Here is a 25,701-nt window from a genome sequence, read left to right as displayed (position 1 = left end):
GCTCGGAGATGTGTATAAGAGACAGACAGGGGGAAATGCCCCGAGCCATACGTCAGGGAGGAGCGTATTGAAGCGTGTCTCGAAGACGTTCTTCGAGGGCTGGAAGGTAGCGAAGCTTTCTTGGGGTGGGTGGAACACTGCCTGGAGCGCAGAAGGCGTGAGTGGCAGGAAACCCACGCTAAGGCATTGTCCCATGCCAGGGCTGACGAAGCTCAGGCAAGCCACAGATACGAGAGCCTATACGAGGATCGGCAAGCAGGAAAAGTCCCTGACTGGCTCTACGACAAGAAGGCGGCGGAGTACTCCGCAGACCTGGCGGAGAAGATTTCCAGGGTCAGGGAGATAGAGGCAGACAAGGCGGTAGACATGGACAGGCTCTCCAGGACTTTCGAACTCGCCAAGATGGCCTCTGCGTCGTACTCTGCGCTTCCGAAGCCCGAAAAGAGAAAAGTGGCCCTTTCGGTACTTGCGAACTGCCAGTGGAAGGATGGTTGCTTGACGGCGTCGCTGAGGCAACCTTATGGCCTGATTGCAGATGCAATTGCGCTGATGCGAACCGTAGAGCCGGGAAACGAGGCTGAAAAGGGCCTTTTCAGAATCTGGCGGTCCGGACGGGACTCGAACCCGCAACTTCCGCCGTGACAGGGCGGTGCTCTAACCAAATTGAACTACCGGACCACCGTTTGCAGGCGGGATTTATATGGGCGGGCGGCACGCGGCGTCAAGCCGCTTTTGCCCGGCGACGCCGCAGGGCTATATTCAAACTCAAGACTTAGGAAGGAGGGAAGATGAAGAGACTGATAACGGCGGCCCTGCTGCTGTCGACCGCGGCAATGGCCGACGTCGAGATAGGCAGCGATGTGGGGCTCGGCAGCACGCCCTTCTGCGGTGGTTGATATCCCGCCGGAATGCGCTACCAGGTGGTAGTGCTCGACAGCGAGATAGGAACCGCGATCACGATCGAGGATCTCCTCTGGAAGCGTGCGCCGATGGGCGAGGACCACGGATCCTACAACAACTTCAAGATCTACATGGGATACACCACCCTCGACGCCCTGGGCACTAACTTCGAGAGCAACTACGTACCGTCGTCGAAGACGCTCGTGTTCAACAGGTCCACCTACACCCTCTCGGGAATAGGTCCGAACCAGTGGTTCACCACCGCGCTGGACACCCCGTTCTTCTACAACGGCAGCAACAATCTCCTGATAGACATCGAGTGGACGGCGACCCCGGACAGCCAGTCCGTCTACGTGTACAACTGGACAGGCGCCGACGGACGCTCCGTCTTCTGCAGCCCCGACGGTCAGCCGTCGGGCGGGCTCGAGTCGACCGTGCCGCACTGGATCCTCGGCGGGACGAACGACCTCGACAACGCGACCTTCGCCTCCATCAAGTACCTGTTCGAATAGGCCTTCCGGCTGCGGGGCGCCTTCCGGGCGCCCCGCTCTGAACTCGGGGAGACTCTGACGGGCCGATGAGAACCTCGATCCTGACCGTCTGCTTCCTGGCATCCGCGGCTCTGGCGTCATGCCCGCTGGGCTTCCCGCCGGAGAACGCCTGCCCCGAATCCACACCCACCTGCGGGCTGTTCACCGACTCCGACGGAGACGGACTGTGCGACAATCCGGGTCCGCAGCCCCAGGTGGAGGAGCCCGATACCGTCTCTGTCGAACCCGATGTCACGCCTTCGGACACTCTCGTCTCCCCGGCCGACACCGTACGATTCGATCCGGACACCGGACCCGGCACAGCCCCCGATTCGACATCGACTCCACCTGTCGACCAGGAGGATCTGCCGCCCGACTCCGGTGGCATCGCCGTCATTGCTCCCGACAGCCTCGGGCAGGGGTCTGCCGGCGGCGATTCGGTCTGCGTAGTGGTCTCGTGCCCCCTGGGCTACACCCCCGAGCAGGCCTGCTTCGCCGAGGCGCCGTCCTGCGCCCTCTACAGGGATGCGGGCGCCGACGGACGCTGCGACAATCCCGGCCCTCTCACGACCGACACGACGGCGGCATCGCCCGGCGACACCACCCGGATCCTTCCGGCCTTCGTCTCGGAGGGATGCCCGCGGGGCCTCCCGCCCGCGGCGGCATGCCCGTACGAAAGGCAGCTCTGCCCGCACTGGACCGGGAGATGGACGGACGACACCTGCAGCAATCCCTCGAACGGCCGCTCGCGGACCCTGGTCATCCTCTGCATCACGGCGGTGCTCCTCGCATTCGCGACCATCGCGTCGCGGAGGCTGCGCGGCGGCAGGAGGATGAGGAGAAGGGCGCGGACGACCCGGCTCGTCGTGCTGTCGCTGAGCCTTCTGCTGCTCGGTTTCGTGGTACAGGGATGCTTCTGCCCACTGGGCGCGTTCCAGTACGCCCTGGGCGGAACGGCGATATCCTTCCTCGGGATCGCCGGCATCCTGCTGCTCGTTCTGCCGGTGATCCATGCGCTCTTCTTCGGAAGGGTCTACTGCGGATGGGTCTGTCCGATGGGGGCCTTCCAGGAGATCCTCTGGAAGCTCGACATCCTGCGCCTCGCCCAGCCCGGGCGGAAGCTCGACAGGATCCTGCTGGGTGCGAGGACCGTGCTCTTCCTGCTTTTCTGCGCGGCAGTGGCGTGTGCCTGGAGGGGCATCCTCGACGTGCCCTGGGCCGCCCTCTTCTGCGAGGTCGACCCGTTCAGGGCCGTGTTCACCCTGTTCCTCGCGGGGAACCTGGTGCTCGGCCTCGCCGCGGCAGTGCTCTCGATCCTCTGGGGCAGGTTCTTCTGCCGGTATCTGTGCTTCTACGGGTTCGTACTCGGACTGGCCTGCCGGGCCGGCCTGTGGACGAAGCTCTGCCGCCTGACCGGGCGCAGGGGGCAGTCCTGCGGGATGCCGGGCGAGCCTTCCCCGGGAAGCTGCGAGATCGGCACGAAGGGGGACTAGGGCGGCCCCTGCCGCCCGGGCCTATTCGCCCGTTCCCGCGGCATCCCTCCAGTTTTCGGGGATCATCCCGAACATGACGGCTTCGGAAACCGTGGCCTCGGCCTGTCTGGCCACGGCCGGGTCGATCATCTTGCTGCCCAGGGCGACGGCGCCGAGGCCGCGGCTCTGCGCGTCCTCCATGGCGAGCACGACCTTCTTCGCGTACTCGATCGACTCCGCGTCGGGCATGAATCCCTGGTTGATGGCGGCGACCTGCCCGGGATGGACGCAGCCCTTGCCGATGAAGCCCAGTTCGCGGGCCTCTGCGATGGAGGCCCTGAGCCCCTCCTCGTTCTTCACGTCGGCGTAGACCGTGTCGATGGGCTGGAGCCCCGCGGCCCTGGCGGCGAGCACTATCATGCTGCGCGAGAAGAAGCTCTCGCGTCCCCCGGGGGTGGGTCTCACGCCCAGCTCGGCGGTCAGGTCCTGCAGGCCCAGGGTGAGGGCCGCGGTTTCGGGCACCGCGCGGGCGATGTCCAGCGCCGAGAGGATCCCGAGGGGGCTCTCGATGATGGGCATGAACCATGGCAGCCCCGGCCTGTGGCATCGCTTCGCGATCCTCTCGGAAAGCGCGCGGACATCGGAGATCCTCGAAGGGGTCTCGACCTTGGGCACCAGCACGTGCTGAACCCTCTGCGGGATGATCCAGGCGAGATCCTCGTCGCCCTCGGCCCCCTGGTTGATGCGCACCATGATCTCCACCCCGCCGAAGTCCATCGATGCGAGGGCATGGGCCACCAGTATCCTGGCCTCGAACTTCCTGTCGGGGGAGACGCTGTCCTCGAGGTCGAGTATCACGCCGTCCGCGCCAGACGAGACGGCCTTGGGCAGGAACTCGGGGCGGTTGCCCGGGAGGTACAGCCGCGATCTGCGGGGGCGTACCCTGGGCGACGGCTGGAAGACCGCCGCGGGTGGAAGGGTGGTCAGGCCGCCGCCGAGCGCCTTCCTCGCCGCCGCCTCGAAACGGGCGGCCGCAACGAAGGGAAGGGCCCCGGAATCCTCCACCGTCACCCTCCCGCTTACGCCGATCCTGTCGGCAACGGCCCTGACGGCCGCCTCGAGGGGGGCGTGATCCGCTTCTCCCGGGATCGAGACTTCCAGGGCGCCCTCTCCGGGCGCGAAGGTGACCAGGCAGTCGGATTTGACCTTGGGTCCGGCATAACCAGCACTGAAATCCGTGGGCATCTCTTCCTCCATGAAACTGCCTGGACCCGCGTCAGGCGCGGGTCAGGCTACTCGAACGCCCCGAGGGGGCAAGTCGCGCAGGAATCCGGCGGACACTCGAGGGTGTTCTGCATCAGGAAGGTGAATCCGGAATCGGGCGCCACACTGAAGCTGTATCTGTCGAGGAACGACCGGATCGTCCCGGCCCTGTCCTCGCACCACGGCTCGTACTCGACGGCGAAGGCCCTGTATCTGCGAGCTTCCACGACCCATGCGAACTCGGCCTGCCAGGGCTCGAGGGCGATCCCGCTCCTCGGGTCGACCCACCAGGGCACGATGACCGGGGAAAGCTCGGGGATGCGCCCGGCGAACGACGTCGGATCGGCCGGGTCGACGGCGACGAAGACCGTCCCGGGGCCTCCCTGCGAGCCGAAGAACACGGCGAGATCCTGTGCGTGATCGGCCGGGTCGCCCGTGATGCCCACGAAATAGAGCGTATCCTCCTCGAGCGCCGCGTATGCCGGTCCTCCCCCGTCGGAGGGAAGGCCCGCGGTGCCGGAGGTCTGCGATCCGCCGGGACCGATCAGAGCAAGGGCCATGCGTACACCGACGGCCAGGAAGTAGACCGATACGACGACTGCCAGAACCCTCGCGACCGTGGTGAACCAGGCCTTCCTGGTGAACAGGCCGAGCACGGCGAATGGAAGCATGTAGACGGTCGTGCCGGCGAAGAAGCCGGTGAAAAGCATGGCACCGCTGACGGGGCCGCTGGATTCGAAGGCGCCCGTGACCGCGATCAGGAAGGAGGGGCATACCGAGAGGCCGGTGAGCACGCCCAGCAGGAGCGGGCTCCGGGTGATGCGGGTGAGCCTGGAAGTGGAGCACCCGCCGCACGACTTCCTTGCGCGGACGACGGAGAGCAGGAGATAGATGGAGAAGAGGATGTACCCTGCCGCCGCCAGGGGTCCTCTTATCGAGACGGGGAGCGACCCTCCCAGCAGGCCGAAAAGGGCTCCGAAGGCGGCATAGGCCAGGAACCTGCCCAGGTTGAGCTCGAGGAGCACGCGCAGCGACTCCGGGCCCGATCTCTTCTCGGACAGGAGGTATGCGCCGTAGACAGGGCCGCAGGAGGCCAGACAGGCGGTACCGGTGGCGAGGCCGAGGGCGGCTCCGCGGATCAGTGGGTCTAGTGTCATCGGCGGCTTCCTGGGGACCCCGGCCGGCGCCGGGGCCCCTGGAGAGTGAATTCAGATACTGATGGAAGGCGGCCAGAACTGGATCCCGGCGTCCAGCCTCGTCCAGTCCTCGGTGTCGACCAGTATCGTCCGTTCCTGCTGCACCTTCGCCCAGACGACCGCGAGGGTGGAAAACCTGTATTCGAGCCCGGCGCCCAGGGTCACCCAGTCGCGTTCGGGCCCTGCGCCCGCGACGGTTGTCGGGATCCTGCGGGCCGTGGCAGAGAGCAGGGTGGACAGCCCCTCGACCAGGTGGAGCCTGCCCGAGGCCTCGAAGCGTGCGGTCGTGAACGACGAGGAAGTCACCTGGCCCCCCAGCACGAGCTGGCTGGGTATCTCCCCGGGCCTCCCGCGCGTGAGGACGAGCCGGGCGGCACCCGAGGAGGCCGCCCTGTACCAGGCCCCGTCGCGATGGTCGAGAGACGAGAACACGGTCATGTCCAGCGCCATCCCGGGGGTGAAGGACCTGACGGCGCGCAACCGGAGCGAAGCCCTCTCGCCCAGGTCGCCCCCCAGGTAGTCCTCCCCAGAAAGGGTACCGTACTCGGCCTGGCCGACGAGCTGGACCCTTGCGGGCAGCACGGTGGTCCGGATGCCAACGGCGGCGCCGACCCCGGACCAGTCTGTATCGAAGCCGATGTCGTCGCTCGAGTGCTTGCGGAAGGAGCCTCCAGCCCTGGCCCAGAAGAGGCCCGGGGCGTCCCACTCGACGTAGCCCTCGGCGCCCTGGCCGGACCAGCCGAGGGAGGAGCCGTCGGGGTACTCGAGGCTGCGCTCGACGAGGCTGCCCTCGACGAACGCGCCGAACCCGTGGGGGAGTGAGACTCCGAGACCGAGCTCGGGCCTCGTGTAGGAACGGTCGAGCACCGTGCCCTGCTGGTCGGGCAGGATGAAGTCGAGGCCGTCGCCCGCGGCGGTGTTCCATCTGAAGCCGGGGCTGACGGTGAGGGCGCCGAACCTGGCGTCACCATCCACCAGCAGGTCGTTCCTGCCAAGGAAGCGCCGGGGGACGAGTCCACCGCTGTCGGCATCGAGATACCTGTCGGTGACCCTGACGCCCCAGGAGCCCTCGGAGATCATGCCGTTCCACAGGGCCTGCCTGCGGCCGGGGGAGAACCCGAGGCTGTCGGATTCGACCGACAGGGATACGAACTGCTCCAGCGCGGCCGACCAGGCGGCGGCGGAGAGCACGAGCAGGATCAGAGAGAGCCTCTTCATCAGTAGATCGCCCCCTTCGGACACTCCTCGACGCACCTCAGGCAGAAGTGGCAGAGGACGGGGTCGATCACGGCCTGGCCGTCGACGACCTCCACGGCGCCGTAGGGACACACTTCCTCGCATTCGCCGCAGCCGATGCAGAGATCGGGGTCTACGACGAGCTGCGTCGTGTCCGAGGGACCGCTGCAGGCAGCGGCGAGAAGCAGCACAAGCAGGCCCGCGAGGCTAGCGTACCGCGTCATGGCTGCACACCCCCAGGCACATGCCGCAGCCTATGCAGGCATCGGGATCGATGGTCGAGTAGCCGTCCACGATCTCTACGGCATCGACGGGGCAGATCCTGTCGCAGTCGCCGCATCCCGTGCAGCGCGTACGGTCTATCCTGTACTTCGTCCCGGCGAGGGCGAGCGCCGCCATCGCCAGCAGTAGCACAGGCAGCAGAAACTTGCGCAGCGGCACCTAGATCGACCCCAGCAGGGTAGCGGCCCCCTCGGCGTCGACTCCGAGCAGGGCGAAATGCGCGGATGCCGACGGGGCGAGGATGGCCGAGACCGGGCATGAGGAGGCGCAGAGCCCGCAGGCTATGCAGGCCGCAGGGTCGATGAGGGCCTTGCCGTCGACCAGCGTGATTGCGGAGACGGGGCATGCCGACACGCAGAGGCCGCAGCCGATGCAGATCTCCGGTTCGACGGCGAAGCTGCCCGCGAGTTCGGCCTCGAGCGGGAACGCGCCGGAGATGCTGTCGGCGGCGATCAGGGAGACTACGGAGCCCTTCGCGGGAGCCGCTTCGTCGAAGGGTGTTGCGGAGACCCTGATCTCGAGATGATCCCATGAAGTGTCGACCGCATCCCAGGAGACGACCGGCTTGCCCGAATCGGTCGAGAAGGCCATGCCTGCTCCGGAGGCTGCAGCGGCAAGGACGAGAGCGGTAATCGGGATGAACCTCACAAGCATCTCTCCCTTCAGTTCCTTCCCATTCCGGGCGGTCCGGTGCGGTCGATCACGGGGACCGGATGCCGCGGAACCGCATCCCGGATGCATCGTCTACGGTGCGGATGACTCCACGTAGTTGCTTATGGAGTACAGGCCGTCGGTCCTGCAGTGCTCGAAGCAGATGCCGCAGCTGATGCACTTCGTGGTGTCGATGTAGATGTAGAAGTCCTCGTCCCAGTAGATCGCATCAACGGGGCAGGGCGGAGTGTTGATGACGGCATAGCAGGTGGAGGTTCCTTCGTTGTTGCAGTGCTGGCATCGCGAGATGTCGTCGAAGTACCTTATCCTGTAGGCGTCGGCAGTGCAGACGACATCGGCGGACGGGGCGCCCGACGCCGAGTAGGCGCGGATCGCGAAGTAGTACCAGGTGTCGTACTTCGTGTCGGTGATCGCGTTCACGGGGCAGACCAGCACGCACTGGCCGCAGGACGTGCACGAATCGGGGTTTATCACCGCGCGGCCGCCGACGAGGGTCATTGCGTTCTGGGGGCAGGCATCGACGCAGAGGCCGCAGCCGATGCAGGTGTTCTCGAACACCACGGGATCGAGGGAGACCCAGCAGGTATCCTGGCCGCCCGCCACGGTATCGACCGGCACGGCGACGTCCCAGTTCGATTCGTCGATACGGGCCGTCGAGACGCGGACTTCGTAGTGATCGGCCTCTTCGGACGGGGTCCAGTGCAGGACGAATACGGGATACTCGCCCCTGTTCCAGGAGATGCCGGAATAGGGCGTATAGCCGGTGTCCACAAGGAGTGTCGAAGCGAAGTTCGGAGCGGGCCCGCTTCCGTCGCCGGCGCTGAGGCAGGCGCAGGCCGCGGCGAGGATCACGGAGGCGACCAGTATCATGCGGTGCATCGTTCCTCCCGCAGAGCCGAGTTGAGTCACACTGACGTACCTGCCATCAACAACCCGCGATGCAGGGTGAGGTTCCGGCATCGGGTCAAAGCACTGTGAAAATAGAACGAGTCATCCGGCAGGGCAAGACCGGATTTGCACGAGGGTGCCCAAAAGCGGATATTCGGGGCCGTGCGGAGGGGTGCCGGAGAGGTCGATCGGGGCGGTCTCGAAAACCGTTGACTCCCTAGTGGGGTCCGTGGGTTCGAATCCCACCCCCTCCGCCACATCGGTCGGTGTCAGAGGAAAAAATGTAAAGTAATCAGAATCGTGTTATCGGACCCTCGAGACGATGCAATCCGCACAATCCTTAAACAAAAGACCGGCAATGGATTGCATCGATCTTATATTGTTTTCATACATATAATAGCAAGCAATTTCGGTCTTCTATTCCAAATGCCTGATTACTTTACGTTTTTTCCTCTGACACCGGACTACTGACACCGGACTAGACGGGGAGGAACCAGGTCAGCTTCGCGAATATGCCCAGGTCCGGGGAGCCGAACCCGCCGTCATCCTCCTCGTCGTACCTGTTCTCCCCCAGCAGGTACAGCATGCTGCCGGGCCTGTAGCGCCAGGAGAAGAGCATGTTGGCCGTGAGCTCCCCGCTCTCCGTCTCCCCCGTCAGCGCGAAGTCCGACTCGAACTCCGAGAGCTGGGAGAACAGCCTGACGTCCATGTCGGGACCGAACATGTACCCGGCCCTGAAGACCAGCGACCGCCAGTCCGTGTCCCTGACGTCCCACTCTCCGGCCTCCCAGTTGTACCTGTCCGCGCCTTCGGTCCTGTACCAGTCGCCCTCGAGCGAGAGGACGAGCGGCTCGGAGGGCCTGATCGAGTAATGCAGGCCGCAGTCGGCGTAGCTGCCCCCGTTGCAGTACCCTCCGGTGCCGGCGTCGGCGAAGAGGCTCATGCCCAGGAACCTGCCGGTGCCCGCATAGGCGTAGACGGATGCATTGCCGTCGTACCAGCGCCCCGAAGGGCCCTCGTACTGATCGAACGTGCCCCCGTCCAGACCCGCTCCGGCTCCGAAGCTGGCGCCGCCGGGCAGGCTTGCATCGACGTCTGCGGAGATGTTCCTGCTGATGATCTCGCCGCTGTCGAGCTCCGCATAGTAGGCCGAGAGCCCGTAGCCGGCCCTGCTGAAGAAGCCTCCAGGCGTCAGCGAGCGGTAGGCGCTCGCCCAGCCGTCCCAGTAGCCGGTCTGGGTCGTGAAGCCGGTGCCGTTGACGTCGAAGTCCTCTCCGACGTACGAGAAGCCGCCGTCGTACGTGAAGTTGCTCCTCACCCTGCTCAACGAGATCTCGTAAGCCGCGTCGCCCTCGAGACCGGTGCCCGAGGAGCCCGCGACCTCCCCGTGCAGGAGATGGTTGCCGGGGATCAGGATGCTGCCGTCCACGGCGAATGCCCGGCTCTCGCAGGCCGGTATGCCGTCCTGGGCCCACGAATACCGGTCAACCGCAGCCACGCCTATGTAGTCGTAGGAGCCGGATTCGCGCATCGCCCGCAGGATCGAGTAGTTGGCCGCAGGCTCGATGGTGACGGAATCCTCCGACACCGACGAGGTGACCGCATCCAGGAAGCCGAACCTGTACCCGCCGCCGAGGTTGCCGGAAAGCTTGAACCCGCCGGCTATCGGTGTGACCTCGCCGTTCGGGGCGGCAGCCCCTATCCGCCTCGAGTAGAACATCTCGAACGGCATCTCGAAGATGTCCTCCGACTCCATGAAGAACGGCCTGCGCTCGTCGAGGAAGAGCTCGAAGTGCGAGAGGTTCATCTCCGCCTCGTCGGCCTCGACCTGTCCGAAGTCGGGGAGAACCGTGAGATCGAGCGCGACCCCGCTGGATATACCGACCTTGACGTCCAGGCCGGCATCCGGATCGGAGTCCCAGGAGTCCGCCTCCACAGTTCTGAGCAGCCTCGCCGACCCGTACGGGCGGAATTCGATGCCCAGCGAACGGTCCACCCCCGAGATGCCGCATATCGGGGCGAATGTCTCGAGCCTGGCCATCTGCTGGGTATCGGACAGCACGAACCAGCCGTTCTCCCTGGTCGCGCCCCTGATCCGCTGGAAATTGACGGTCCAGGGCTGCTCCCCTTCCGACCCGGAGAAGCGCAGGCAGCTGAAGGGGATGGCGATCTCCGCCGACCAGCCGTCCGCGGTGCGGCTCGTGCCGCTCTTCCACACCGCATCCCAGCTGTAGTCCCAGTAGCCGAACGGGCTGATCCTGGAGTCGAGCTGGGAGTTGGCAAGGCTGACCTCGAAGCTCGACGCCTCGCGGCCGTCGCCCCATGTGTCCAGCAGGATCGCTATCCACTCGCCCGTGGCGTAATCGTCCCTCGGGCAGAGCGCCTCCATCATCCCCGCGGGATCGGGATCCGAGAGCTCGAAGCCGAAATACACCGCATCGTCGTCGTAGAGGATGGAGATCCCGGTCTCCACGGACATCGGAGCGCCGTTCTCGGGATCGTACTGCGTGAAGAGGCAGGACACCGGTGCGGCGAAGGCCCAGACGGCGTCGTCCAGGCGGCCGTCCACGGAGGGGGCTTCCTCGACCCTCACCGCGCGGAGCTCGGGAGTTCCGAGAGCCGCCGCGCAGACCAAGGAGAGCATCAGTGCGGGCATGAGACCTCCCTGCTCCAGAGCTGAAGAAGGAAGATACGCTTTCCCGGGTCCTGTCTGCCACAGAAGAGCGTTGACCGCTTCCGCGCTTCGAGTATCATCCATTGCCGCCGGGCTTGGCGGAGACGGAGGATGGGCATGAAGCGGTTCGTCGACTTCGAGTACAGGAGACCCGACAGGGATGCCTTCGAAGCCAGGATGGACGATCTGGTGACCCGGTTCGCGGGTGCATCCTCGGCGGGGGTCCAGGACGGGCTCATGGCAGAGATCAACCTCGAGCGCAACATGTTCGAGTCGATGGTCGCCATCGGGCGGATCAGGCACACCATCGACACGGCCGATGCCTTCTACGACGCGGAGAACGACGCGGCCGACGAGCTCATGCCCGTCTACGCCGGTATCAAGAGCCGGTTCTATGCCGCACTCGTCGCGTCGCGGTTCAGGCCCGACCTGGAGCGCAGGTGGGGTCCTCAGCTCTTCCGTCTCGCCGAGCTCCATCTCTCGACCTTCAGCCCCGAGGTGCTGGGCGACCTCCAGGCCGAGAACCGGCTCTGCAGCGAGTATGTCAAGCTCAAGGCGGGCGCCCGCATCGACTTCATGGGCGAGGTGCGCAACCTTCCCCAGATGGTCCCCTTCATCGAATCCACGGATCGAGGTGTGAGGAGGGACGCCGCCGAGGCGGTCAGCTCCTTCTACTCGACCCACATCGAGGAGTTCGACGGCATCTATGACAGACTCGTGCACCTCCGGGACGGCATCGCCGGGAGACTCGGCTTCCCGGGCTTCGTCCCCCTGGCGTACGCGCGGCTGGGAAGGTCCGACTACGACGCCGCGATGGTGGCAGGCTACAGGGAACAGGTGCTCGGCACGATCGTGCCCCTGGCGGCGGCCCTGAGGAACAGGCAGGCTGCGCGCATCGGCCTGCCGTCCCTCAAGTTCTTCGACGAGAGCTTCGGATTCCCGTCGGGCAATCCCGTGCCCGGGGGAGGTCCTTCGTGGATACTCGACCGCGGCAGGGAGCTGTTCTCCGAGATGTCCCCCGCCACGAAGGAGTTCTTCGACGGCATGGTCGAGAGGGAGCTGATGGACCTCGAGACACGGAGCGGCAAGGCCGGGGGGGGATACTGCTCCTATATCGCAAGGGAGGAGGCGCCCTTCATCTTCTCCAACTTCAACGGGACGAGCGGCGACGTGGACGTGCTGACGCACGAGGCCGGACACGCCTTCCAGGCATACCGTTCGAGGGGATTCGAGGTGCCCGAGTACCTTTCGCCCACCCTCGAGGCATGCGAGATACACTCCATGAGCATGGAGTTCCTGGCCTGGCCCTGGATGGACAGGTTCTTCGGGGGGGACGCCGACAAGTACAGGTTCTCGCATATCGAAGGCGCGGTCCTGTTCATCCCCTACGGCGCCGCCGTGGACGAGTTCCAGCACTGGGTCTACGGCAATCCGTCGGCCTCGCCGTCCGAGAGGCGGGCGGCCTGGAGGGGTGTCGAGCGCAGGTATCTGCCCTGGCGCGACTACGACGGCGACGGCTTCCTCGAGGACGGGGGCTTCTGGTTCAGGCAGGGCCACATCTTCGAGGATCCCTTCTACTACATCGACTACACGCTCGCCCAGGTGTGCGCGTTCGAGTTCTGGGGAAGGGCCCGTGCCGCACGCGACCTGGCCATGGAAGCCTACACGGGGCTCTGCGACCGGGGCGGCAGCCGCTCGTTCACGGAGCTCCTGTCCGCCACGGGGCTGCGGAACCCGTTCGCGGACGGCGCCGTGGGGGCGACGATCGGCCCGGTCGCGGCATGGCTTGACTCGGTGGAGGACGGCGGGCTATAGCCTCGCACGACCCGCCGGCCGGAGGCCCCGGACGCCGGCAGGTCCGGGTGGAGTGCCCGGGGATTCGCAGGGAACGCCATGAGGGATCCGATACCCGACTCCGATGCGCTGCGGGCCAACATCGCGGATACGGCAAGGAAGGTGGCCATCCCCGACCGCTTCTCGCCTCTCGTGTCCGCCGTCGAGAAGTTCCACGGCGTGCGCGGCACGATGGTCGACACCCTCACCGAGTACTTCCACGAGTTCAGGAACATCGACACGCTCGTCGAGGGTTTCCAGACGATCCTCCTCCGCGACTGGGCATACGTCGAGCAGGTTCCGGACAGGGCCGTCCTCTTCCGGCTCCTGGCGGAACTCCTCTCCGGCCTCATAAGGAGCCCCCTCGAGGAGAGGCAGACCTCCGCCCTGCTCCGCATCGCCCTGTTGTGGACATCCACGGCAGTCGCGGGGCGCCACGGCGAGGAGTACTCGAAGCTGGTGCCCGATCTCTGTGCAGACCTGTCCTCGCTGCTCTCGAAGTCTCCCGGGGCCTTCCTCGAACGCGACTCGCTGCTCAGGGAGCTCTACAGGAGAGGGCATGAGTTCCCGGGGCTCGCGGAACCGCTCGAGAACCTCTACAGGTCGGTGCTGGGGCTCGGGTACCGGTACGCGCGCGACCACCTGGACGTGGCGAGCTGGAGCCGGAGCGAGGATACAGGGCTCGCGGAGCCCGACCTCATAGTCTCCTCCTTCTCCTTCCTGTCGGCGGGCGAGCTCTCCGCCCTCGAATCGGCTCTCTCGGAGGCGCAGCCCCGGGACCTCCTGTCAGGGGCCCTTCCCTCCTTCTCCGACCTGGTCGACCGGGCGGTCGCGGGCATTTTCGAGATAGACGACCCGGGCGACAGGTTCCTGGTCTGCCTCTACTACCTGAAGGACGACAGCCTGGGGTACAGGCAGCAGGAAGTCCTGAACACGCTCCTCCTCGTGGTCAAGGACCTGATGGAGCCCGACAGGCATGCCGACGTCCACAGGATATTGAGCAGGCTCAAGGGGTTCTTCGGCCGGAGGGAGGACAGCTTCCTGATCCGGAGGTTCCAGTGCTACGAGGCGATCGGCACCGCCATCGGCAGGGCGGGGAACACCAAGGCTGCCGATCACATCATCGAGGACATCCTCTACTGGAAGTTCCAGTACCCCGAGGTGGGCGAGGCGACGGACGAGTGGGAGACGGTCGTCAACCCGTACCATCTGCCCAAGATCCGCTGCTGGATGAGGATAATCGAATCCAACCCCGCGCTCTACGAGCAGCTCGCAGCGGCGCTGAACGTGCAGCTCCGGCTGGGAGGGGTGTTCATATCCGACACGGACCTGTTCCAGAGGGACATCACCCGTTTCCTGAACGCCGACATCGGGCCCGTCTACTTCGTGGCCAAGCAGCTCCTCAGGACGTTCCCCTCCTACTTCAGCGACCTCGGGGCCGAGGGCGAGCTCAGGTCCGTATCCACGAGAATCGACGAGATCTGCGGCAGGAGGGACTCCCTGATCCACTTCCTCAGGAAGCAGACCCACGCCGAGTCGTCCAGCAGGCTGGTCGACTTCAGCCGGTCGGTGCTCCGCTACTGGGCCACCTCCGACGCATCCCCCCTCCGCAGGTACCTTTCCGGGAGCGTGTTCGAGGCCGTGCTGAGGGAGCACGAGCATGCGAAGGGCCCGGGAGGGGTGCTGGCGAGGCTCCATGAGCACTGGGGCGGACCCTGCGGCGACCTCGACAGCGGAGATCCCGTGGGGGAGCTGATAGAGGGGCTGGCCACCCTGTCCCCGCAGTCCCTCGCGGAACGGATGGAGGAGGCGGGCCATCTGCCGGAGGCCGACAGGACCAGGGTCGCACTCATGATACGGCTCTACCAGCTCCTCCGCAGCAAGTACTCCTTCTCCACCGACTCCCTCGAGAAGACGGTCCTCGACCACACCGGGCTGGACACGGAGGCGCGCAGGGCATTCTCGGACTCGCTCCGGGCCTGGCGCCAGGACCCGCGCGGAGAGCAGAGGGATGCCCTCATGGACGCCATGCTCGACGTCATGGAGCAGCTCAAGGAGATCGTCCTCGACCCCGCACCCTCCGCGGCGGTCGAGAACATCTATCACAAGAGGCACATCGCCGCGGGCATCCCCTCGATGTACGGCTCCTACTCGGAGCCCAAGTTCGAGGCGCTCGGGCTGACCTTCAGGCTCGAGACGCTCCTGGCGAGGCTGCTGGACGACCTCGTCTCCCAGCCGGAGATCCCCTTCGTCAACAGGGCCTCCCTCAGGAAGATGGCCAAGGACCTCAGGCGGTTCGACAGGGTGCTCGCGCTGGACGGAGTGAACACCCGCACGTTCACGGCCAGCATCGGTCTCCTCGAAGCGAGCTTCTCCTGGCACAACATCACCTTCCACCAGTACAGGAACATCTTCCTCTTCCTCGTCCAGAGCGTCAGCTCGCTCTCGAGGGCCTCGATCCTGAGCCACGACCAGATACTGCGGATAGTGCTCTCGAACGATCCCAGGCAGTGCGAGGCCCGTGGGATGACCGTCGACGCCGTGTCCGAGATCGTCCTCCGCGAAGTGCTCGTCTCGGCCCAGGGGATCCAGGCCCTGGACAGGTACGTCGGCGACAAGTACCGCCAGATCTCCGACCTCGCCGGCAGCCTGAGCCCCGATGCACTTACCCGCATGATGAACTACGACCCCGACTGCCTCATCTCGCCCCTCCACGAGAGCCGGCCAGCGGTGGACGACCAGATGACGCTGGGCTACAAGGGCCTGGGGTTGAAGCACCTGGCCGCCTACGGCCTCAACGTGCCGGAGTGCTTCGTGATCACGGCCGAGCTGTTCTCCGCGCTTCCCGCAATGTCCTACGGCCCGATGTACAGGGACACGATAGGGCGGATCCGCCGCGCCCTGGACGACATGGAGGAGAAGACCGGCCTCCGCCTGGGCGACAGGGACCGCCCCCTGATCCTCTCGATCCGCTCCGGGTCGGCGATCTCGATGCCCGGCTTCATGACGACCTTCGTGGACGTGGGGCTCAATCCCGATCTGACGGAAGCCCTGTCGCAGAGGGAGGGATACGCCTGGGCCGCCTGGGACTCCTACAGGCGCTTCGTCCAGACCTGGGCCATGAGCTTCGGGCACGACCGGGAGGTCTTCGACGAGATCATGATCGATTTCAAGAAGCGCTACGGCGTACAGCTCAAGATGGATTTCGCCCCGGAGCACATGCGGGAGATGGCGGCCGCCTACCGCACGCGGGCGGAGGGCCTGGGAGTCGCCTTCGTGGACGATCCCTTCGAACAGGTCGTGGCCTGCATCCACAAGGTGCTCGAATCGTGGGATTCGCCGCACGCCAGGTTCTACCGCTCCTGCACGGGCATAGCGGACGACTGGGGGACCGCGGTCATCCTCCAGAGGATGGTCTTCGGCAACAGGAACAGGCTCTCGGGCTCCGGAGTGACATTCACCAGGAATCCCCACGACCGGTACACCCGCCAGGTGAGGCTCTTCGGCGACTTCACGACCTGCAGCCAGGGGGAGGACCTGGTCGGAGGTCTGGTCTCCCCCATGCCGATCTCCGAGGCCCAGCGCCTCGGGAGCAGCCTCTACGACGGGGTGGAGAACTCACTCGAAAAGGATTTCCCCGACGTCTACCGGACCCTGCTGGAAGCCTCCCGGGACATCGTTTCTCTGAGGGAGTACGATCCCCAGGAGATCGAATTCACGTTCGAGTCCCCCTCGGGCGGGGACTTGTACTTCCTCCAGAAGAGGCCCATGGTTTCGGAGCCGGCTTCCGATGCCCCCTACTTCGTCTCCGACGCGGGATCTCCGGCAGAGCCCGTCGCACTGGGGATGGGAGTATCCGGGGGAGCCTACTCCGGCAGGGTCGCCGTCAACAGGGAGCAGATAGAGATGCTGCTCGCCGGGAGTCCGGGCGAGAGCATCCTGCTGCTGCGGCCCGACACGGTCCCCGAGGACATCGAGATGATCGTGAAGGTCCAGGGGATACTGACCGCGAGGGGAGGAGCCACGTCCCACGCGGCTGTGACGGCGAAAAGGCTCGGAAAGACGGCCGTGGTGGACTGCCACAGGCTCGAAGTGGACGAACAGAAGGGCTCGGCCAGGCTCGCAGGACTCGAGATGAAGCCCGGGGACTGGCTCAGCATCGACGGGCGGACCGGCCACATCTTCCCCGGGAGGCTGCCGGTCACCGCCCGGCCGATCTGACGGAGGAACCAGCTCGATCGAATACCAGGGAGGCGGCACCATGAGCGGACAGCGTGTACTCGGGATCAACGGGCTCGGCAGGATCGGGAAGCTGACCCTGTGGCACCACCTGGGGCGCCATGACTTCGACCGTTTCGTAGTGAACACCGGGCGCGAGGTCGGGACGTCGCTCGATTCGGTGACCCAGTACATCGTCAAGGACAGCACCTACGGGCTGCTGCACAGGTGGCTGGGCGGACTCAATGCATCCAGGGACTGCAGGATCGTCGACGAGGGCAGGGGCATCCTCTCGATCCAGGGGCGGGAGGTGCGGATCCTCAGGGAGGCGCGCAACCCGAAGGACATCCCCTGGCGGGACAACGGGGTGTCCCTCGTGGTGGACTGCACCGGCAGGTTCGTGGATCAGCACGCCGAGGCGGACACTCCGGGAGGAGCGCTGAGAGGTCATCTGGCGGCCGGGGCCAGGGCCGTGATCCAGAGTGCGCCCTTCAAGAGCAGGCAGAAGAACGCCCCCGATCCCGACGACGCCATAATGATGATCTACGGCATCAACCACCACAGGTTCGAGCCGGGGCGGCACACGATCGTCTCCGGCGGATCGTGCACCACGACCGCCCTTGCGCACATGATGCGGCCCCTGCTGGAGAGGGACCTGACCCGCCGCATGATCACGGCCGGGATGAGCACCGTACACTCGATAACCCCCAGCCAGCCGGTCCTCGACGCCGTCCCGGACTCCGGGGCGAAGGACATGAGGAAGGCGAGGGCCGGCCTGTCCAACATCGTCCTCACTTCGACCGGGGCTGCCAAGGCCCTGGAGCAGGTGCTGCCCGAGATCTCGAGGATAGGCTTCATGGCGGATTCGGTGAGGATCCCCACCTCCACCGTCAGCCTGATCATCCTCAACATCACGTTCCAGTCCGGGATGGACGGCGAGGGCAGGCCGCTCATCGACCGTGACGCGATAAACGACATCTATCGGGACGCCTCGCTGGGCGAGGCTGCAGGCCTCGTGAGGTACAGCGAGGAGCAGAACGTCTCGTCCGACGTGCAGGGCGAGGATGCGGCCGTCGTCATCGAGGCCGTCGAGACGCACACTCGCACGGGCTTCGTGGACGTGGTCCTGCCCGCGACGGACGGGGAGCGGACCGAGAGCATCCCGGTGACCCACGTGAAGATCTTCGGCTGGTACGACAACGAGATGGGCAGCTACACCCACCGGCTCGGGGAGCTGACCTCCTACATCGCCTCGACTCTCTAGCGGGCAGGGGAAACGGGCGGGATGGGACAGGGAAGGCCCGGACCGGCACTCTTCACGGATCGCGGCGAAGCCCTGGCCGAGGCGGTCAGACAAGCCTGCGCGAGGGGGGCGGCCTCCTGCGTGGTCTCCAGGTTCTCGCCGAAGAGGGGCGTGACCGTCTACAGGATCATGTCCATGAGGGGATTCGGGCTGCCGCCGGGATGGACGTTCGAGGAGACGGTCGAGCCCGGGCGCGAGAGGGTCGAGATCGAGCCGCCGGAGAAATCGAGCACCAACGGCTTCTGATCGCCGGGCGGGGATGGCCTGCCGGGCTGCTCCCGGGTGAGGAGCCGGCAGGCGAGGCCCGGCGCCATGATCACGGATGCCGTCCTCCGGCATCCCGCCCCCAGTCGTCGGTTGCAGCGCCGCATTCGGCGGCGGTCCCGCGGATTCCGGCCGGGCATGCCCCGCACCGCCGCGTGTGGCAAGACGGGCAGCCCGGCCGTGGCGGGCGAGGGCTTTGACGGAAAGGCACCCCGCGGTTAGGATGCGCGCACGACGAGCCCCGGGGCCGGCTCCGCTGCTGGAGGATACGCTCTTGGACGAACTCAGGATCGCACACATAGTGGTCGAGGTCCCCTGGCCCCCCGACAAGGGCGGCAAGGTGTCCTTCCTCAACCACATCATGGAACTCTCAGGATCGCCGGGCGTATCGGCAAGCCTCGTGCTGCTGGACGCGGACGGGGACCGCGCCGATCAGGCGGGCCACTTCCGCGGGATCGGGCTGGAGACCGAGGTCTTCCCGCGAAGCCTGCCGCACGTCTCCGAAGGATTCGCCGCCGGGGCGAGGGCGCTCATCTCGTTCCTGCTCTCGCCGAAACCGAGGATCTGCAGGGTGAGGAGGAGCGACGCGGCGATAGCCCACGTGAGGGACCTGCTCGGGCGCGGCCTGGACGCGATCGTCTGCGAGCACATCTCGGGGCTGGAGATGATCCCCCGCGAGGCCTTCGGAAGGATCCCCGTCATCTGCGTCACACACAACGTCGAGCGGCGGATCGCCCTGGACCAGCTGAGGTTCCAGGGGATCCTCAGCCCGCTGCGCCTGTTCTTCCTGGGCGAGTACCTGAAGACGGTCATCTACGAGAGGCACCTGATGAAGCTCGTCAGCGCCGTCATATCGATATCCGGGAACGATGCGGAGTGGTACTCACGGACATACCCCGGAACGAGGGTGGTGCTGACCGAAGAGCCGATCCCCGTGAGGGAGCAGCGGTGGAAAGGCTCGGAATCGGGCAGGAGGCTGCTGTTCATCGGCTCGCACCGGTACTTCCCGAATCTAGACGCCTTGAGATGGCTGGCAGGCCGGTTCATGCCGGCGCTCCGAAGGCTCGAGCCGGATGCCGTACTCTCGGTATGCGGCCTTTCGGAGGAGGAGGCCGGCAAACTGGGGATCATGCGCGAGGGGGTCGAGTACCTCGGCTTCGTCGACGGGGATGCGCTTCCCGGACTGCACTGCTCCCACGACCTCTACCTCTGCCCGATAAGGCTGGGCTCGGGGATCAAGATGAAGATCCTCGACGCGATGTCGTACCTGATGCCGGTGGCTGCCGTTCCCCAGTCGCTTTCGGGAATCGGGGCCGGCGGGCCTATTGCCTGTCTGGACTTCGACGACCCTGCTGCGAGTGCCGAACGGGTGGCCGGCCTGCTCAGGGACAGGGGCGCGCTGCAGGCCATGTCCGACCGGACGCGGGACGAGCTGGTCGAGTACAGGAGGAACCGGAGGGATTTCGCCGGAGCAGTGCGGCAGGCGCTGGATCCTCTTTCCGGGAGTGACGGGGCTTTGCCCCGCGGCCGGGGCGGGTTATCTTAGGACGACCAGGGAGGTCTGATGAGATACTTCGCAATTCTGGCGTGCGCCGCTTCGAGCGTGCTGGCGGGTTCTCTGCCCTTCGCCAGGTACGGTATGCTCGACGCCCCCGTGGCCGGCGTCCTCGAGCATACCCAGGTGGCCGTAGGGCTCGGATTCACCGCCTATGGCTACGAGAACCCCAACGGCTCGAACGAATCGGACTTCGCCCTGGGCGGACATGTCGAGGTGGGCCTGATCGACCGGATACAGCTCGGCGCAACCTATCTGGGCGCAGGCGGCTTCTCGGGGCAGGCCAGGGTCCTGGCCCTCCGTGAGTCCATCACCCGGCCCGGCATCGCGGTCGGAGTCGAGAACCTGATAGGCGAGAAGAACTACGAGTTCTTCGAGGGCGACTCTGCGCTGTACGAGTATCCGCAGAGCCAGAACCTATCCGCATACATCGTGGTGACCAAGAGCCTGGACTACCTCGCCCATGTGCCGGTCTGCCTGAACCTCGGATGGGGCTCCGGGCGGTTCATCCAGGAAGAGGACTCCGACGGTTTCGCCAATCCCGTACCCGGCCTCTTCATGGCCGTGGAGATCCATCCCTCGAACGTCTTCTCGCTCGCGGTGGAGTGGGACGGCCGGGATGCCAACTTCGGCGCCCGCTACGCCATCAACAGAAAGGTGTCCGTCGCGGCCTGCCTGGCCGAGTTCGAGCAGTCGCTCAGGGGCGACGACAGGGATCAGACCGACGTGATGCAGAACTCCAAGTTCACGCTCGCCGCCGAGTTCGAGCTAGGGCCGTTCTTCAACAGGACGACGCTCGAGCCCACGGAGCGCCTGCGCAGGACACAGGACGAGGAGGCTCTGAGGCAGCTCGAGGAGGAGAGGCGGCGGGCCCTCCAGGAGATAGAGGAGCTGCTCAGGGCTATGGAGGGCGGGTCCGGAGACGCGGAATGACGGGCGGATGCCCGCATCACTGCTGCCGCCGGCCCCGGGGACAGAGGGAATGAAATGATCCTGCTGATGATTGCTTGCGTCTCGACAGGCGTTCAGCCACATATGCCGGAGGATCTGTCCTCGTCGGCTCTCGTTTTCAACGAGTTCATGGCGACCCCTCTCTCTTCGGCCACGGAGGCGGAGGGGGAGTGGATCGAGATCTACAACAGATCCGACGACTACGTGAACCTCTCGGGGTGGCGGATCCGCAACCAGAGCGGCATCCAGATCATCTGCGGCACCTATCTCGTGCCCCCCGACGGATATGTCGTCCTCGGCTCCTCGGGTGACTCCGGGCGCAACGGCGGCTACTCTCCCGACCAGGTCTACTCGGGCTTCGGCATATCGGCCACCGGCTCGCTCATGCTGATCGAGCCCGGAGGGCAGACCGCGGAGACCCTCGTCTACGACTCGTCCTGGCCTGTCGAGCCGGGATGCTCCTGCGAGAGGATCAACCCGAACTGGACCGTCGGGCTCTCATCGAGCTGGGCCGCGGCCCTGTTCTCGTTCGGCGACGGCGACAAGGGCACGCCGGGCGAGAAGAACAGCGTCTACGAGAACTCCTTCGCGTCCAATACCTGGGCCTTCATCAAGGCATTTGTCCAGTAGATCCCTCCTCCTGGCGCTGGCCCTTGCGTCGGCGGCTGCATCCGATCCGCTGACGGTCTTCTTCATCGATCCCGGCTACGCCGATTACTCCGGTGATGCGATGCTCGTGAGGACCCCGTCGGGCGGGAGCTATCTCATCGACGGGGGTGACCACGGGTCCGACCCGTTCTGGGACTGCGGGGAGTCCAGGGTCCTCCCCCTCCTCGACAGCCTGGGCATCTCCCATCTCGACGGCATCGTCGCGACCCACCCGCATTCCGATCACATCGGAGGGCTGATTTCCGTACTGGAGGCCGTCCCGGTCGACTCCGTCTGGGACAGCGGATTCGACTCCGGCTCATTCGTCTACGAAGAGTTCATGGACGCCGTCGAGGCCTGCGGGTCGGGCCTCCGCATCCTCCGGAGGGGCGATTCCCTGGACTGGGGTCCGGATCTCTCGGTGCAGGTGCTGCACCCGGTGGATCCTCTCGATCCGGGCAACATCAACAACGCAAGCATCGTGCTCAGGCTCTCCTACCTGGATGTGAGCTTCCTCTTCGCCGGCGATCTCGAGACCGAGGGCGGCGAGGACGTCGTACTCGAGGCGCTGGCTCTCGGCCTGATAGACAGCGTCGCCTCGGACGTCCTGAAGGTGGGCCACCACGGCTCCTACACCTCCACCTCGACGCAGTGGCTCGCGGCGGTCTCACCCGACTGGGCTGCGATAGAGGTCGGCGCAGGCAATCCCTTCGGGCATCCCCACGGCGAGGTGATCGCCAGGCTGATGGGGCGGGACATCGACATCTTCAGGACGGACCTGCTGGGTACGTTCTTCATCTCGACCGACGGCGACAGCCTCTACTTCCAGTCGCTGCCCGGAGGCGGGACCCCCGGGGATCCTGCCGGCTTCGTTGCCTATCCCAGCCCCTGCTCCGACCATGTCACTTTCCGATGGCCCGCGTCCGGAGGCTCTCCGACATACACCCTGAGAGTCGTGAACCTGTCGGGGGAGACCGTGATGAACCGTGAGACCGGGGACCTCTCGGTCGAGTGGGACCTCTCCCTGGACGGAGGCTCGCTCGCCTCTCCCGGGCTCTATGCAGCCGTCCTGGAGGACGGAGGCGGGGGGAGATGGGTCGAGTACTTCTCCATGGTGCGCTGACCGCCCTGCTCGCATCGGGCGTCTCCGCAGCCTCCACGGGCACGGCCGACGCCCTGGTGCTCTGCGCCGATCCCTTCGCCGCGACCGCGAGGCTCGGCATCGCCGCGGGCGCGGTCACGGCCGGGGCTTCGGCAGGAACGACGAATCCCGCTGCACTCACCCCCGGGATCACCGCATCGGGCGGGACCGCCCGGCTCGAGTCCTCCACCGCCGGTGCGGCGGCCGCCTTCTCCGCCGGGGGAGGCTCCACCGCCGGGCTGGCGATCCAGTGGCTCGGCCACGGAGGCATCCAGGGCAGGGACGAGGCGGGCATGCCCACGGGAGAGTATTCCTGGTCGACGGGTTGCCTGTCGGCCTCCTTCTCCACCGTCCTGCTGCCAGGGCTCAGGGCCGGAGCCTCGCTCGGCCCGGTGTGGGAGAGCGCCGACGCAGAAGGGGCGACGGGCCTCACCTCCACGATCGGCCTCTACAGCGACGCTGTCCCCGGGCTGGAACTGGGCCTGTCCATCGACAACCTGGGCAGCGCGCCCGAGTGGAACGGCGTAAGGAAGAACATGCCCACCGGGCTCACGCTCGGAGCGTCGTGGAGGCCATCGGCCCTCCTCCGGCTCGTGGGCGGGGGATCCCTCGGATTCTTCACGGCCTCGAGGCTCTCGGCAGCCGCCGAGGTCCCCGCCGGCCCGGTAGCCGTATCCGGCGGCTGGGAGCTCGCCGCGGACGAGCCCGATGCTTCGGGCCCCTTCTTCGGGGCAGGCTACGTCTACGAATCCTCCGGATCCTACCGGCTGGATATCTCGGTATCCCGCGACGAGTTCGGCTGGCCGGTGCTGGCCGGGCTCTCCGCCTCCTTCTAGCCGTCGACATCCCTCCGGGCGATATTCGGTCAGGATAGCACGACGAGGGATTCACTCAACCGGAGGTCGGAGATGCCTTCTTCTGCGAGGACGAGGATGCTGATCCTGGCAGCGGCCGTCACCCTGGCGGCCTCCTGCGGCGACGACGAACAGGGTCCTGCCGGAACCGGCGAGGAGCCCCAGGCTTCGGTGCTCGACGCCGACGCCTCGGGTTCGACGAATTCGGTACTGGCGAGCTGGACTCAGTGTCCCGACGAGGATTTCGAGGAGTACCGCCTCTACAGGTCGGAAGAGTCCGGCATCGAGGAGGACCAGACCGGCGCAGTGATCGCCGCCACGCACACCTCGGCCTCCGATACGGTGTTCACCGACACCGGGCTCGAGTGGAGCCACACGTACTACTACGCCCTCGTCACCCGCGACACGGAGGGCCTCGAGAGCTGGAGCAACGAGGTCACGGCCGTCACTCCCGACTCCGGAGCCGCCGGCGACTGGCTGACCTGCGCCGAGGTGCAGGGCATGGCCGCCTCGTCGCCCTACGAGGGCCAGGTCGTCACTGTGACGGGCGTGGTCACAGTGGGAGGCACCGAATACTACTCCTCCACATCTCCCTATGCCGTGCTCTCGGATCCGTCCGGCGGACCGTGGAGCGGCCTGGTCCTCTACGGCGACAGCGTGGAGAGTCTCGTCAGGGGCGACAGCATCGCCATCACGGGAACCGTCCAGGAATACTACGGGATGACCGAGCTCGGTTATGCGACATCCATCGATATCCTCGGCTCCGATGCCGATCTGCCCGCGCCGTCGGCAGTCGCCTCCGAAAACCTGACCGAGGCCGGTGGAGCCGAGGAATGGGAGGCCGTACTGGTCGAGATCACCGACGCGGTCGTGATCTCGGTGGGCTCCTACGGGCAGTTCAACGTGGATGACGGGTCCGGCGAGTGCATCGTCGACGACATGGGCGACTACAGCTACGTACCGACCGTGGGCGACACGCTCTTCAGCGCCGCAGGCGTGCTCTGGTACAGCTACAGCGAATGGAAGCTCGAACCCAGGGACGATGGCGACCTCGACGTCGGGGGGGGAACGGGCCCCGGCGAGGTGCTCTCCTGCTACGAGGTCCAGGGGCAGGTGGCCGAGTCGCCCTATCTCGGGCAGATAGTGAGTGTCACGGGAATCGTCACCGTGGGCGGTGACGAGTTCTACTCCTCGTCCCAGGACTATGCGGTCATCCAGGACGAGGGCGGCGGCGGATGGAGCGGGCTCGCACTCTACGACAACGACATCTCGGGCTTCGCCCGGGGTGACAGCGTCGTGGTGACCGGGACCGTCCAGGAATACTACGGTTTCACGGAACTGTCATACATCACCGACGCCGAGATCGTCTCCTCGGGACATCCGCTGCCCGCCCCCCACGATGCCACCACGGGCGAGATGATGACTTCCTCTGCGCCCGAGGAGTGGGAGAGCGTTCTCGTCAGGATCCAGAACCTCACGGTGGTGAGCGACAGCCTGGGTTACGGCCAGTGGTCCGTCACCGACGGGTCGGGAGCCTGCATGATCGACGACATGGGCGACTACACCTACGAACCGACCGTGGGAGGAGCGATCCAGAGCATCGTCGGAGTGTGCTGGTTCTCCTTCGAGGACTTCAAGGTGGAGCCGCGGGACGATGCGGACTTCGACATCTAGGACAGATCAGAGGCAGTAGGCCGCCCTGCTCCGTCCGGTTTCCCGGGGGGGGGGGGGGGGGGGGGGGGGGGGGGGGGGGGGGGGGGGGGGGGGGGGGGGGGGGGGGGGGGGGGGGGGGGGGGGGGGGGGGGGGGGGGGGGGGGGGGG

The 25,701-nt window shown here is 66.1% G+C and carries 20 protein-coding genes and 2 tRNA genes; 13 read left to right on the top strand and 9 right to left on the bottom strand.

Going from position 1 to position 25,701, the window contains the following annotated elements:
* Positions 1-600: 600 nt before the first annotated feature.
* A tRNA-Asp gene (locus QUS11_00110) sits at positions 601-678 on the bottom strand.
* Positions 679-908: 230 nt separating this feature from the next.
* On the opposite strand from QUS11_00110, the gene QUS11_00105 reads away from it, so the two are divergent.
* Positions 909-1,412 carry a hypothetical protein gene (locus QUS11_00105; protein ID MDM7991697.1) on the top strand — a complete coding sequence of 168 codons (504 nt, stop codon included), beginning with the start codon at positions 909-911 and terminating at the stop codon, positions 1,410-1,412.
* Between the two features lie 65 nt (positions 1,413-1,477).
* The gene (locus QUS11_00100; GenBank protein MDM7991696.1) at positions 1,478-2,923 is read left to right on the top strand and encodes a 4Fe-4S binding protein; all 1,446 of its coding nucleotides are present in this window, start codon (positions 1,478-1,480) and stop codon (positions 2,921-2,923) included.
* A 21-nt stretch (positions 2,924-2,944) separates the two neighbouring features.
* Here QUS11_00100 and QUS11_00095 read toward each other — a convergent pair whose 3' ends face one another.
* From QUS11_00095 to QUS11_00065, 7 genes are all read right to left on the bottom strand, one after another.
* Entirely contained in the window at positions 2,945-4,147 is a 1,203-nt protein-coding gene (locus QUS11_00095) for an aldolase/citrate lyase family protein (GenBank protein MDM7991695.1), read from the bottom strand.
* A 47-nt stretch (positions 4,148-4,194) separates the two neighbouring features.
* A complete protein-coding gene (locus QUS11_00090) occupies positions 4,195-5,322 on the bottom strand; it encodes a sulfite exporter TauE/SafE family protein (protein ID MDM7991694.1) in 1,128 nt (375 codons plus the stop codon).
* Between the two features lie 51 nt (positions 5,323-5,373).
* A complete protein-coding gene (locus QUS11_00085) occupies positions 5,374-6,579 on the bottom strand; it encodes a hypothetical protein (GenBank protein MDM7991693.1) in 1,206 nt (401 codons plus the stop codon).
* The gene (locus QUS11_00080) at positions 6,579-6,821 is read right to left on the bottom strand and encodes a 4Fe-4S binding protein (protein MDM7991692.1); all 243 of its coding nucleotides are present in this window, start codon (positions 6,819-6,821) and stop codon (positions 6,579-6,581) included. Before QUS11_00080 ends, QUS11_00085 begins: the two co-directional genes overlap by 1 nt.
* Entirely contained in the window at positions 6,805-7,038 is a 234-nt protein-coding gene (locus tag QUS11_00075; GenBank protein ID MDM7991691.1) for a 4Fe-4S binding protein, read from the bottom strand. The genes QUS11_00080 and QUS11_00075 overlap by 17 nt, the downstream gene beginning before the upstream one ends.
* Positions 7,039-7,533 carry a 4Fe-4S binding protein gene (locus tag QUS11_00070; GenBank protein MDM7991690.1) on the bottom strand — a complete coding sequence of 165 codons (495 nt, stop codon included), beginning with the start codon at positions 7,531-7,533 and terminating at the stop codon, positions 7,039-7,041.
* 90 nt (positions 7,534-7,623) lie between these two features.
* Positions 7,624-8,430, bottom strand: a complete 807-nt coding sequence (locus QUS11_00065; GenBank protein MDM7991689.1) for a 4Fe-4S binding protein — start codon at positions 8,428-8,430, stop codon at positions 7,624-7,626.
* 175 nt (positions 8,431-8,605) lie between these two features.
* Here QUS11_00065 and QUS11_00060 point away from each other — a divergent pair.
* Positions 8,606-8,696: transfer RNA gene (locus QUS11_00060), tRNA-Ser, on the top strand.
* A 221-nt stretch (positions 8,697-8,917) separates the two neighbouring features.
* Here the strand turns inward: QUS11_00060 and QUS11_00055 are convergent.
* Positions 8,918-11,095: a DUF5916 domain-containing protein gene (locus tag QUS11_00055; protein MDM7991688.1), complete on the bottom strand. Its 2,178-nt coding sequence runs from the start codon at positions 11,093-11,095 to the stop codon at positions 8,918-8,920.
* Positions 11,096-11,230: 135 nt separating this feature from the next.
* Here QUS11_00055 and QUS11_00050 point away from each other — a divergent pair, with 135 nt between their 5' ends.
* From QUS11_00050 to QUS11_00005, 10 genes are all read left to right on the top strand, one after another.
* On the top strand, positions 11,231-12,928 hold the full coding sequence (locus QUS11_00050; protein MDM7991687.1) for a M3 family oligoendopeptidase: 1,698 nt from the start codon (positions 11,231-11,233) through the stop codon (positions 12,926-12,928).
* 78 nt (positions 12,929-13,006) lie between these two features.
* Positions 13,007-17,167 carry a PEP/pyruvate-binding domain-containing protein gene (locus QUS11_00045; protein MDM7991686.1) on the top strand — a complete coding sequence of 1,387 codons (4,161 nt, stop codon included), beginning with the start codon at positions 13,007-13,009 and terminating at the stop codon, positions 17,165-17,167.
* Positions 17,168-17,207: 40 nt separating this feature from the next.
* The gene (locus QUS11_00040; protein ID MDM7991685.1) at positions 17,208-18,428 is read left to right on the top strand and encodes a glyceraldehyde 3-phosphate dehydrogenase NAD-binding domain-containing protein; all 1,221 of its coding nucleotides are present in this window, start codon (positions 17,208-17,210) and stop codon (positions 18,426-18,428) included.
* Positions 18,429-18,449: 21 nt separating this feature from the next.
* Positions 18,450-18,713, top strand: coding sequence for a hypothetical protein (locus QUS11_00035; protein ID MDM7991684.1), 264 nt, complete (start codon positions 18,450-18,452; stop codon positions 18,711-18,713).
* Between the two features lie 292 nt (positions 18,714-19,005).
* Complete coding sequence (locus QUS11_00030; protein MDM7991683.1) at positions 19,006-20,277, top strand: glycosyltransferase; 1,272 nt, start codon at positions 19,006-19,008, stop codon at positions 20,275-20,277.
* Between the two features lie 18 nt (positions 20,278-20,295).
* On the top strand, positions 20,296-21,219 hold the full coding sequence (locus tag QUS11_00025; protein ID MDM7991682.1) for a hypothetical protein: 924 nt from the start codon (positions 20,296-20,298) through the stop codon (positions 21,217-21,219).
* A gap of 102 nt (positions 21,220-21,321) precedes the next feature.
* On the top strand, positions 21,322-21,867 hold the full coding sequence (locus QUS11_00020) for a lamin tail domain-containing protein (GenBank protein MDM7991681.1): 546 nt from the start codon (positions 21,322-21,324) through the stop codon (positions 21,865-21,867).
* A complete protein-coding gene (locus QUS11_00015) occupies positions 21,857-23,008 on the top strand; it encodes a ComEC/Rec2 family competence protein (GenBank protein ID MDM7991680.1) in 1,152 nt (383 codons plus the stop codon). The genes QUS11_00020 and QUS11_00015 overlap by 11 nt, the downstream gene beginning before the upstream one ends.
* On the top strand, positions 22,978-23,862 hold the full coding sequence (locus QUS11_00010) for a hypothetical protein (GenBank protein ID MDM7991679.1): 885 nt from the start codon (positions 22,978-22,980) through the stop codon (positions 23,860-23,862). The genes QUS11_00015 and QUS11_00010 overlap by 31 nt, the downstream gene beginning before the upstream one ends.
* A gap of 72 nt (positions 23,863-23,934) precedes the next feature.
* A complete protein-coding gene (locus tag QUS11_00005; GenBank protein ID MDM7991678.1) occupies positions 23,935-25,554 on the top strand; it encodes a hypothetical protein in 1,620 nt (539 codons plus the stop codon).
* Positions 25,555-25,701 lie beyond the last annotated feature (147 nt).

Source organism: Candidatus Fermentibacter sp. (assembly GCA_030373045.1).
Classification (GTDB): Bacteria; Fermentibacterota; Fermentibacteria; order Fermentibacterales; family Fermentibacteraceae; genus Fermentibacter.
Note: the sequence above shows the minus strand (reverse complement) of the source record. Positions and strands in the feature narration are given on the sequence as shown.

Excerpts from the sequence above, each read along its gene's own strand:
- QUS11_00065 (MDM7991689.1), bottom strand. The coding sequence starts at position 8,430 with ATGCACCGCATGATACTGGTCGCCTCCGTGATCCTCGCCGCGGCCTGC.
- QUS11_00035 (MDM7991684.1), top strand. The coding sequence starts at position 18,450 with ATGGGACAGGGAAGGCCCGGACCGGCACTCTTCACGGATCGCGGCGAA.
- QUS11_00020 (MDM7991681.1), top strand. The coding sequence starts at position 21,322 with ATGCCGGAGGATCTGTCCTCGTCGGCTCTCGTTTTCAACGAGTTCATG.
- QUS11_00095 (MDM7991695.1), bottom strand. The coding sequence starts at position 4,147 with ATGCCCACGGATTTCAGTGCTGGTTATGCCGGACCCAAGGTCAAATCC.
- QUS11_00070 (MDM7991690.1), bottom strand. The coding sequence starts at position 7,533 with ATGCTTGTGAGGTTCATCCCGATTACCGCTCTCGTCCTTGCCGCTGCA.
- QUS11_00010 (MDM7991679.1), top strand. The coding sequence starts at position 22,978 with ATGGGTCGAGTACTTCTCCATGGTGCGCTGACCGCCCTGCTCGCATCG.
- QUS11_00090 (MDM7991694.1), bottom strand. The coding sequence starts at position 5,322 with ATGACACTAGACCCACTGATCCGCGGAGCCGCCCTCGGCCTCGCCACC.
- QUS11_00005 (MDM7991678.1), top strand. The coding sequence starts at position 23,935 with ATGCCTTCTTCTGCGAGGACGAGGATGCTGATCCTGGCAGCGGCCGTC.
- QUS11_00080 (MDM7991692.1), bottom strand. The coding sequence starts at position 6,821 with ATGACGCGGTACGCTAGCCTCGCGGGCCTGCTTGTGCTGCTTCTCGCC.
- QUS11_00085 (MDM7991693.1), bottom strand. The coding sequence starts at position 6,579 with ATGAAGAGGCTCTCTCTGATCCTGCTCGTGCTCTCCGCCGCCGCCTGG.
- QUS11_00040 (MDM7991685.1), top strand. The coding sequence starts at position 17,208 with ATGAGCGGACAGCGTGTACTCGGGATCAACGGGCTCGGCAGGATCGGG.
- QUS11_00050 (MDM7991687.1), top strand. The coding sequence starts at position 11,231 with ATGAAGCGGTTCGTCGACTTCGAGTACAGGAGACCCGACAGGGATGCC.
- QUS11_00045 (MDM7991686.1), top strand. The coding sequence starts at position 13,007 with ATGAGGGATCCGATACCCGACTCCGATGCGCTGCGGGCCAACATCGCG.
- QUS11_00025 (MDM7991682.1), top strand. The coding sequence starts at position 20,296 with ATGAGATACTTCGCAATTCTGGCGTGCGCCGCTTCGAGCGTGCTGGCG.
- QUS11_00100 (MDM7991696.1), top strand. The coding sequence starts at position 1,478 with ATGAGAACCTCGATCCTGACCGTCTGCTTCCTGGCATCCGCGGCTCTG.
- QUS11_00055 (MDM7991688.1), bottom strand. The coding sequence starts at position 11,095 with ATGCCCGCACTGATGCTCTCCTTGGTCTGCGCGGCGGCTCTCGGAACT.
- QUS11_00105 (MDM7991697.1), top strand. The coding sequence starts at position 909 with ATGCGCTACCAGGTGGTAGTGCTCGACAGCGAGATAGGAACCGCGATC.